Here is a 9,656-nt window from a genome sequence, read left to right as displayed (position 1 = left end):
CTTGATATAACCGAAGACACCAACCAAATACACGAAGCCGACAGGCTGACAAAAATAGTCTCTATTGATTATCAAATATATCGCCAAGAGGTTGAAAAAACACTCACCCCATTATTTGAAACCGACAGCGTACTTAAAAAAATCCGCAATGGCGAACAAGTAACCGAGGCCGACTTAGCACAATTAAGTTCGTTAGTGCATACGCAAAACCCAAGTGTTGATTTAAATACCTTAAAAGAGTTTTTTCCCGAATCAACCGCGACGCTCGATAAAATATTGCGTACCATAGTCGGTATGGACAAAAACGCCATAGAGCAGAGCTTTACTACCTTTGTGCAGCAAATACACACCCATGTAAATGCCAAACAACAGCGCTTTATTGGTATGTTAAAAAACCACCTAATTCGCCACGGCTCTATTGAAATAGCCCAGCTTTACGATGCACCGTTTACACAAATACACGACATGGGGCTTGATGGCGTATTTAGCCAGCAACAAGCCGACGTAATCGAGCAATTTATTAAGCAGTTTGACGTAAAACTAGGCAACAAAGCCCAAAGCGTCGAAAAGCAAATACACCTTTAATTTTATAAGCGCGTAATTTACTTCGCGATTAAACAGCACTAACTAGGATACACATTAATGATAACCGGACCTTTAAAAAGTAAAATCGATAAACTATGGGAAGAATTTTGGACAGGCGGAATAACTAACCCGCTTACCGTAGTAGAGCAAATTACTTTTTTAATGTACGCCCGTATGCTCGACATGAACGAGCAAGCCGACGAAAAACGTTTCGCGAGAACCAAAAAGCCGTTTAACCGCCGCTTTACCGACGCCGAGCAACATATTCGTTGGCAAAACCTGCGTCATTTAGGGGCTGAAGAGTTATACAAACTGGTTAAAGATGAGCTGTTTCCGTTCTTTTCAAAAACCTCAGACGACGTATCGCCAGAAGGCGCGGTATTTAACGAGTTTATGAAAGACACGCAATTGATGATCCAAAAGCAAAGCTTATTGGTAAAAGCCGTTGAAATGGTAAACGACTTACCCCTTGAAAACTCAGACACCAAAGGCGATTTATACGAATATTTGCTTAGTAAACTCACCACCGCAGGCATTAACGGCCAGTTTAGAACGCCGCGCCACATTATACGCGCCATGGTCGAAATGATGGACCCAAGCACCACCAGCCAAATTTGTGACCCATCAACCGGCACCGGTGGCTTTTTGTCGGTAAGTTACGAATACCTATTACAAAAATACACCTCAGTCGAGGGCATAGAGCGCGAGCCAGTGCTTGACGTAAATGGCAATATACAGCTTGATGACAGCGGCAAACCGCTTGAAAACCTTCTCTACTCAGGCGATTTAATAACCCCAGAGCAGCGCAACCACATAGATACAAACATGTTCAACGGCTTTGATTTTGACGCTACCATGCTACGCGTAGCCGCCATGAACTTAGTAATGCACGGCATTAAACAACCGGGCATTCATTATCAAGATACCTTAAGCCAAAACTTTAAAGAGCACTACCCGCAAAAGGCCAAAGAAGGGTACGACATAATACTCGCCAACCCGCCATTTAAAGGCAGCCTAGACGAAGAAGACGTATGCCCTGAGTTATTACGTAAAGTAAAAACGAAAAAAACCGAGTTGCTGTTTGTGGCCCTTATTGAGCGCATGCTAAAAGTAGGCGGGCAGTCGGCTACTATCGTACCCGACGGCGTATTATTTGGCTCATCAAAAGCGCACGTACAACTGCGCCAAATGCTGGTAGATAACAACCAGCTAGAAGCCGTAATTTCACTACCCAGTGGCGTGTTTAAACCCTACGCTGGTGTTTCAACCGCCATACTCATATTTACCAAAGGTGGCAGCACCGATCACGTATGGTTTTACGACGTACAAGCTGATGGTTTTAGCTTGGATGACAAACGCACTCCAATAAAAGCCAACGACTTACCAAGCCTAATCAGCGAATTTAAAGCTCGCGATAAGTCACAAGCAACAAGTGATACTAACGATAAAACCCAAAAGGCGTTTTGGGTCAGTAAAGATGAAATAGCCAGCAATAAATACGACCTATCAATCAACCGCTATAAAGAAGTAGTGTACGAAGAAGAAAGCTACGATCCGCCAAAAGAGATTTTAGGTAAACTAGTGAGCTTAGAAAACGAAATACTGGCTGATTTAAAAGAGCTGGAGGGGATGCTGTGAGCTGGCCTTTTGTAAAGTTGGGTGATGTTGCGCCTTCTAAACCGATTAAAAATCCTGTCATTATTGATGAAAAGCCTGTTTGGCAACTAAATTTAGATAAAGTTGAGTCGCAATCAGGGCTTGTGACTGAAAAAGTTTATGGCTTAGCTAAATCTGCAGGTTCTTCAACACATTGGTTTGATGAACGACATGTGCTTTATTCAAAATTACGTCCTTATTTGAATAAAGTCGTTTTACCAGATGAACAAGGATTAGCTACTACGGAACTGGTACCTTTATGTCCAGATGGGGAAAGGCTTGATAGGAAGTACTTAACCTATTACTTGCGATCAAATTGCTTTGTAAATTGGATTAGTGATCAAGTGGCTGGTGCAAAAATGCCTCGTGTTTCAATGAATATTTTTTGGAGTCATGAAATTCCACTACCACCACTGGACGAGCAAAAACGCATTGCCACAATTTTAGATAAAGCCAATGCCATCCGCCGCAAACGCCAACAAGCCATCAAACTCGCCGACGACTTTCTACGCAGCGTATTCCTAGACATGTTCGGCGATCCAGTGACTAACCCAAAAGGTTGGGAAGTTAGAAGTTTAAAAGATATATCAAAAATTCAAATTGGACCGTTTGGAACTCAACTGCATAAAGAAGATTATATTGAAGGCGGAATACCTTTAATAAACCCAACACATATAGTTAAGGGAAATATTGTTCCAAAAACAAGTTTGTCAGTATCTGATGAAAAGCATGGGTCTCTTCCTGAGTATCATCTGAAGGTTGGTGACATAATAATGGGCCGAAGAGGTGAAATGGGACGTTGTGCAATTGTTAGTGAAAAAGAAGCTGGATGGATGTGTGGAACAGGAAGCTTGTATATCAGACCGAATAAAATGGGTGTATTTTCAGAATATTTAAATAAATTACTTTCAAGCCAAGCGATTAAAAATCATCTGGAATCAGAATCGCAGGGAGCAACAATGCCCAATTTAAATAAAAATATTGTTGGGAATATCCAAATTCCTGTTCCAAGTGATGAAGTTTTAGGTGACTTTACTCGGCTAAAAGTGAAATTTCTCAAGTTGACAGAAACCTCGCAGAACTTTGCTAATGAAATGATTTTTGAGTCTCTAAGCCAAAAAGCCTTTGCAGGCGAACTTTAAGTTATAAAAAATAAGGAGGTTATATGGCATTTGATTTAAGTAACACACTCGTAGTAGGGATATCGGCTACTGCTTTATTTGATATGAGTGAATCAGACAAAATATTTAGTGAAGCTAAAAGTAAAGATCCCGACCAAGCGATTGAGCTATTTCGTGATTATATGCGAAAGCATGAAGATGAGCCTCTAAAACAAGGTACGGGTTATCCGCTGGTAAAAGCACTCTTGGGGCTAAATCAATATATGGAAAAAGAAGATAAATCACCTTTAGTTGAAGTGGTGGTGATGTCGCGAAATAGCCCCGATACAGGGCTCAGAGTTTTAAACAGTATTCGTCATGATAAGTTAAATATTACTCGCTCAGCATTTACTGCAGGTGAATCTGCCGCTGATTATGTAGAGGCATTTGATGTTGACTTATTTTTAACAACAGATGTGGCCGATGCACAACAAGTTATTGATTCAAAAAACTCTGCAGCTGCAATTTTGAGAGAACCACCCAAAGCAGGCTCCGATATACCTGATGGACAAGTACGTTTAGCGTTTGATGGTGATGCAGTCTTGTTTTCAGATAAAAGCGAGCTGGTATATAAAACGCAAGGGATGGATGCATTCCACGCTCAGGAAGATGCTATGCAAGATACCCCAATGGAAGAAGGGCCTTATGCCACGCTTTTAAAAAAATTAGCTAAGCTACAAGAACGTTTACCCATGCGAGTTGAATATTCTCCTATAAGAATAGCGATTGTGACCGCACGAAATAGCCCGTCAGAAATGCGTGTAATTAAGACGCTGAGAGCGTGGGGAATCTATGTTGACGAAGCTTTTTTTCTTGGCGGGTTAGAAAAAGGGAAAGTGTTAAAAGCATTTAAACCCCATATTTTCTTCGATGATCAAGATGTACATCTTGAAGCCGCAGCAAACTTAGTTCCATCAGGAAAAGTACCGTACTTAAGTGAATCTGAATTAGCAAAATAAAGAGCTAGATAACTGTTGATTTAATTATATTTTAGTAGGCGAAAATGAGTATAAAGAGAGTTAAACCCGTTAAACAAGGTGACTTAGATGGCGCATGTGGCTTTTACGCCATTGTGAATGCGCTTAAAACACTTGAGCCAGATCTAAATGAGAATGAATTATTTACCCAAGTTATTGGCAGTTACATGGTAGATGGTGATTTTAAAAATTTTTTTGAAGGGACAAGGCGCGGGTCTATAAAAAATACGCTTAGCCGTGTTATTGAATATATTAATAATCGGTATGATTTATTCGATGATAAAACCAATGAGCTATACAAACTCAAATTTACAATCCCGTACTGGTACAAAGATACACCTCGAACACGGAAGAAAGTGTTGGAAAAAATAAATCAAGCTGATAATGGTAAAAATATGGTGTGTATTATTGGTTATGAGCATGAACACGGCGGGCATTGGTCGGTTGTTAAAAAAATATCAGCAAAAGGAATGCATATGGTAGATTCATCCTACGAAAAGCCAATTATTCCATTAGACGAAACTAGAGTAGATGGCAATCAAAAACCAAGTAAATCTAAGCCTTATAAATTAGATTCAGATGATATCTTTATTATTGAAAAAGCCTGGCTAAGTGAACTTGTTAATAAGTAAAAACCTATGAAACTACAACTTTGCGCCTCAAACGCACTTAATAAATACCTAAAAGCTGATTTACCTCGCTTGCCACATGAACTCGGTAAACAAGCTGGGGTAAACACCCTCATTAGCGATAAAAATTACTTTAACTGGCAATTACAGATAATTGATAACAGCTATAAATCTCGTGAGAAACAATTATCGCTCGTGAAGCGAATAGCCATTTTACGTTTATACCAATTAGTTTAAAGATGAATATTAAAAGATAAGATAGGGAGTTTCTGTGATTTTTAAAGATATAAAACCGGGTTTAATATACGTAGAACTACAAAGCGTAATTAAGGATTTGATTAACACGATTGATGCATCGGAAATCGAAACTACAGATAAGGAAATAGCCACATTTAGCCGCAATTTACTTAATGAGTTAGATGCTAACATTGCGAGCGAGTTAGATAAGCTAAAAGCTAACTCAGAGTGGGATACGTTTACAGTCGCGTTTTATGGTGAAACAAATGCAGGTAAATCGACCATTATTGAAACGCTGCGCATTTTACTAGCTGAACCTCAAAAAGTTTCCTCACAAAATAAGTTTAAAGAACTTGTGACCTCATTAAAGATCGATAGCGCTTCATTTGAAAAAATTAACCAAGAAATAGTCGAGCTTAAAGATAATAAAATTGTACTTGAGCAAAGTTTGAATAGTGTTAAAGACAAAAGTGATGAGCAGCTTGCCTGTCTTAATAACGAACTAACTACGCTTAATAAAACAATAGAATCTAAGCTTGCAGCGTTTAATATCTTTCAACAAATTTGGCACTTTTTTAGTAAGCTTCCTGAAGATGCACAATTAGTTACTAAACAAAAGCAATTTGAAAGTACAAAGTTAATACTTGAGGATAATGTTGCCCAAGCAGAAAACGAAGTTACTGATAATAACGAACGTTATGACGCTGCATGTTTGAAACTAGAGCATATGGAAGGCGAGTTAGAAAAGTTAGCGCCTTATGCTGACGGGGCTATTATTGGTGATGGCCGTTCTGATTTTACTTTAGACAGCCAATCTTACTTAATGCAAGGAGATGAAAGTCACTTTACTGTTTTAGATGTGCCAGGTATTGAAGGTAAAGAAGAAAAAGTAGGGGAAAGTATTTGGAGTGCAGTACACAAAGCGCATGCTGTATTTTATGTAACTTCTAAAGCGGCTGCACCTCAAACAGGTGATGATAAAAACAAAGGTACGTTAGAAAAAATAAAAGAACATTTAGGTGACCAAACCGAAGTTTATAGTATTTACAATAAACGTATTACTAACCCTTTGCAGCTGCAAAAAAGTCAGCTTGTTAGTGAAAGTGAACTAGCCAGTTTAGCTGAGCTTGACGTTAAAATGACGGAGCAATTGGGCGAAAACTACCAAGGTACTAAAAGTGTATGTGGTTTAGTGGGTTACCTTGCTGCTGCAAACTGCTTAGTAGCGGGCTCAGCAGATCATAAACGTCAAGAAAAGTTTTTGAAGGATAATAACGAACAGCATTTATTGGATTACTGCGGGTTTACTGACTTAAAACAGTTTTTAGTTAGCGATTTAATAAAAGACTATAAAGTTAAAATCATTAAAGCCAACTTTAACAAAGCAAACCAAGTTTTAAAGGGAGCAAGTAGCAGTATTTCGGCTTTACGTGATGAAAAATTTGAACCCTTATATACGAAATTAAATAAAGAGATAGGCTCTGCTTCAGAGCAGTTAGACTTTGCTTTAAGTAGCTTAAAAAGCAGGTTATTAACTTCAGTTGGTGAGAGTGTTAATACCTTCAAGTCAACAGTGCGTAAATCTGTTTATTCTGAAATTGAAGATGATATTAGCAATGATGATTTTAAATACGAACTTAAAAGAGTGATTAGTCGAGCACAAAGTCAGTTTGATGAAAGCTTGCCTGAGGATATAAATAGCCACATTAATGAGTTTGCTGAAGAAGTTAATGGTATTGTGAATCGTTTTCAAAAACATACTAATGAGTTATTTAGTGCTTATTCATCTTTTGAAACAAGGGGTTTTGATATTAATTTTGATTTATCTAAAAATATAGATAATGGCGTAAATGTAGTAGGAATAATTAGCTCAATTGTAGGTGGAGTTGTACTTGCTATATCAGGTGCTGGCATAGCTGCAATCGCGCTTGGTGCTGTGGGGCTGGTCTTCTCTATTTATAAGTCAGTGCGCAGCATGTTTAATTCAAGTTATAAAATATCACAGCAAAAAAAATCTGCGGATGAAAATATTAACAATATAACGAAAGAACTTCAAAACACAGCAAATACAAATATAGATAATGCATTTAAAGATCTTGAAGAAAAAATTGATACCATAAAGCTTTCTTTGAAGACTCCAATTGAACACACCGCATTAATAAATAAGATACTTTCAATTTCAATTGAAAAGCTACATAAAACATCTAGACAGTTAGACAAGGAATTATAATGGAAACAACATTAAAAACGTTTAATACTCAAAAAGAGAGCACGCTTAATATATTAAACCAGTTACATGCTTTCTTGCTTCAGGGTGAAGGGCTGGGCATAAACATTGACCCATCATTAGTTAATAAATTAGATACGGCAATTAAATCGCTCTCTGATGATAATTTAAAAATAGCTTTAATAGGTGGCTTTTCTGAAGGTAAAACATCAATCGCTGCTGCATGGATGGAGCGCTTAGATCAATCCACAATGAATATTAGCCAACAAGAATCGTCTGATGCGGTGTCGGTTTACAATGTTAGTAATGGACTTCAGTTAATTGATACACCTGGGCTTTTTGGTTTTAAAGAAAAAATAAATGCAGATAGCTCGGCAATAGAAAAATACAAAGACATTACTAAAAAATATGTGAGCGAAGCACATTTAGTTTTATATGTAATGAATTCGACTAACCCCATTAAAGACAGTCATCAAGAAGACTTACAGTGGTTATTTAGAACGCTAAATATACTACCAAGAACAGTATTTGTACTAAGCCGCTTTGATGAAGTGGCCGATGTTGAAGATATAAATGAATACAATGAAAATTTACATGTAAAAAAAGAAAATGTAGTTAACCGCTTAAAAGATTTAATAAACCTTGAGCAAGATGAAGCTGATAGTTTATCTGTTGTTGCGGTTGCTGCTAACCCTTTTGATATGGGAACTGAGTATTGGCTTGATAATCTTGAAAAGTTTAAACAGCTATCTCACATTGAGTCGTTGCAAGCTGCTACAAATGAAAAAGTAGCCAGTAATGGGGGCGTTGAAAGTATTGTTGTTGAGGCAAAAAATAGCATTGTTAGAGATGTACTCAATGAAGAGTTACCGCTGGCCATTGAAAACGATAAAAAGCTAGGCCAAGAGGTTGATAAAATGCTTGATGTTGTAGATACAATGAAAGCAAAATTAACTAAAACTCAAGGTTTAATTTCTGATTCTCGTGTGGGCTTGCGTGACTTTTTAGCTAGCTACTTTGCAGACTTAATTTTGCAAGTTCAAGGTACTGACTTAGACACATTTAATCAGTTTTATCAACGAGAAGTAGGTGAGAGGGGGGTTGTTATTTCATCACGGTTACAAAGTGAGTTTGACCGCTACCTACGCTCTGCCAATTTAGAAGTTAAAAGTATGGAATCAAGCTTTACGCAAGAGGTAAATCATTTTAATGATGCTGTGCTTGGTTACGGTAAGCAAGGGGTCGATTTTTTAGTAAAAAGTAATGTTATTAATAATACCTCTGTAATTGCAGCAAGAGATGGAGTAAAAAGCCTTGCTAGCTTAGTGGGAATGGATTTATCTAAATTACTTAAGTTTAAACCTTGGGGAGCAGTAAAAGCGGCTAATGCTATGAATGGTGTGCTTGCAGTTGCGGGTATTGCCCTTGAAGTATGGGACAGCTATAAAGAGACCAAAAAACAAGATGAATTTCAAAAAGCTGTAAAAGAAATGGTGGATAACTTTAATAATCAACGAAAAGAACTTTTAGAGCTAGTAGATGGCGATGAATTTGTTTCGAAGTTTTTTCAGTCGTTTATTGATCTTGAAAAAGGAGTTACTGAGCTGGAAGCTAATTTAGCTGGGCGTACTGAGCAGCGTGATAACTTTCATAAATGGCGTATGACAGGTGAAAAAATTAAGCAAGAATTTGAAACGTTATAATTGTAAAAAATTTAGCTGATTGCAAAAGCATATCAAAAGCGATGTATTATATGCATCGCTTTTTTTGTCTTTTGGATGAAAACACCTAACTTGGGTGTGTTTTTATTGGTTTTTAGATTGTGTGGATTCGCTATTAATGTCGGGAGGCGTGGCTTCGCCACTTAACCGACCTACGTAAACGTTGGAAATAATAAGAGTTAAACATTTGGGAAATCATATCTCATTTTGCCTAAGCGCCTCAAATGCGCTTAATAAATAAGCTGGGGTAAATACGCTAATTAGTGATCGCGATAATTTTAACTGGCAATTGCAGATAATTAATAACAGCTATAAATCCCGTGAAAAAACAATTATCGCTTGTGAAGCGAATTGCCGTTTTGCGTTTTTTATACTGGTTAGTTTAAAGCTAACACAAGAGGAATTAACTCAGCGCTTAGCGTATGAATGGCAATTAATAATGGCAGAAACACTTGAGGTATACC

General features: G+C 37.7%; 8 protein-coding genes. All 8 read left to right on the top strand.

The features are described 5' to 3' along the window. Positions 1-585 (top strand): type I restriction-modification enzyme R subunit C-terminal domain-containing protein (locus FW757_RS22495; RefSeq protein ID WP_446441738.1); only part of this gene is annotated, 585 nt, incomplete at its 5' end. Between the two features lie 57 nt (positions 586-642). Further along, the gene (locus tag FW757_RS22490) at positions 643-2,223 is read left to right on the top strand and encodes a type I restriction-modification system subunit M (RefSeq protein WP_446441737.1); all 1,581 of its coding nucleotides are present in this window, start codon (positions 643-645) and stop codon (positions 2,221-2,223) included. Next, on the top strand, positions 2,220-3,383 hold the full coding sequence (locus FW757_RS22485) for a restriction endonuclease subunit S (RefSeq protein ID WP_446441736.1): 1,164 nt from the start codon (positions 2,220-2,222) through the stop codon (positions 3,381-3,383). Before FW757_RS22490 ends, FW757_RS22485 begins: the two co-directional genes overlap by 4 nt. 23 nt (positions 3,384-3,406) lie before the next feature. Continuing rightward, complete coding sequence (locus FW757_RS22480) at positions 3,407-4,360, top strand: 5'-nucleotidase (RefSeq protein WP_446441735.1); 954 nt, start codon at positions 3,407-3,409, stop codon at positions 4,358-4,360. A gap of 44 nt (positions 4,361-4,404) precedes the next feature. Continuing rightward, complete coding sequence (locus FW757_RS22475; RefSeq protein ID WP_446441734.1) at positions 4,405-5,010, top strand: hypothetical protein; 606 nt, start codon at positions 4,405-4,407, stop codon at positions 5,008-5,010. 6 nt (positions 5,011-5,016) lie between these two features. Further along, on the top strand, positions 5,017-5,244 hold the full coding sequence (locus FW757_RS22470) for a hypothetical protein (protein WP_446441733.1): 228 nt from the start codon (positions 5,017-5,019) through the stop codon (positions 5,242-5,244). Positions 5,245-5,278: 34 nt separating this feature from the next. After that, positions 5,279-7,474: a hypothetical protein gene (locus FW757_RS22465; protein WP_446441732.1), complete on the top strand. Its 2,196-nt coding sequence runs from the start codon at positions 5,279-5,281 to the stop codon at positions 7,472-7,474. Beyond that, entirely contained in the window at positions 7,474-9,174 is a 1,701-nt protein-coding gene (locus tag FW757_RS22460; protein ID WP_446441731.1) for a LeoA/HP0731 family dynamin-like GTPase, read from the top strand. The genes FW757_RS22465 and FW757_RS22460 overlap by 1 nt, the downstream gene beginning before the upstream one ends. Positions 9,175-9,656 lie beyond the last annotated feature (482 nt).

This window comes from Pseudoalteromonas sp. 1181_04, from assembly GCF_052850545.1.
This window is presented reverse-complemented; position numbering and strand designations above follow the sequence as displayed.

Excerpts from the sequence above, each read along its gene's own strand:
- FW757_RS22480 (WP_446441735.1), top strand. The coding sequence starts at position 3,407 with ATGGCATTTGATTTAAGTAACACACTCGTAGTAGGGATATCGGCTACT.
- FW757_RS22475 (WP_446441734.1), top strand. The coding sequence starts at position 4,405 with ATGAGTATAAAGAGAGTTAAACCCGTTAAACAAGGTGACTTAGATGGC.
- FW757_RS22460 (WP_446441731.1), top strand. The coding sequence starts at position 7,474 with ATGGAAACAACATTAAAAACGTTTAATACTCAAAAAGAGAGCACGCTT.
- FW757_RS22490 (WP_446441737.1), top strand. The coding sequence starts at position 643 with ATGATAACCGGACCTTTAAAAAGTAAAATCGATAAACTATGGGAAGAA.
- FW757_RS22470 (WP_446441733.1), top strand. The coding sequence starts at position 5,017 with ATGAAACTACAACTTTGCGCCTCAAACGCACTTAATAAATACCTAAAA.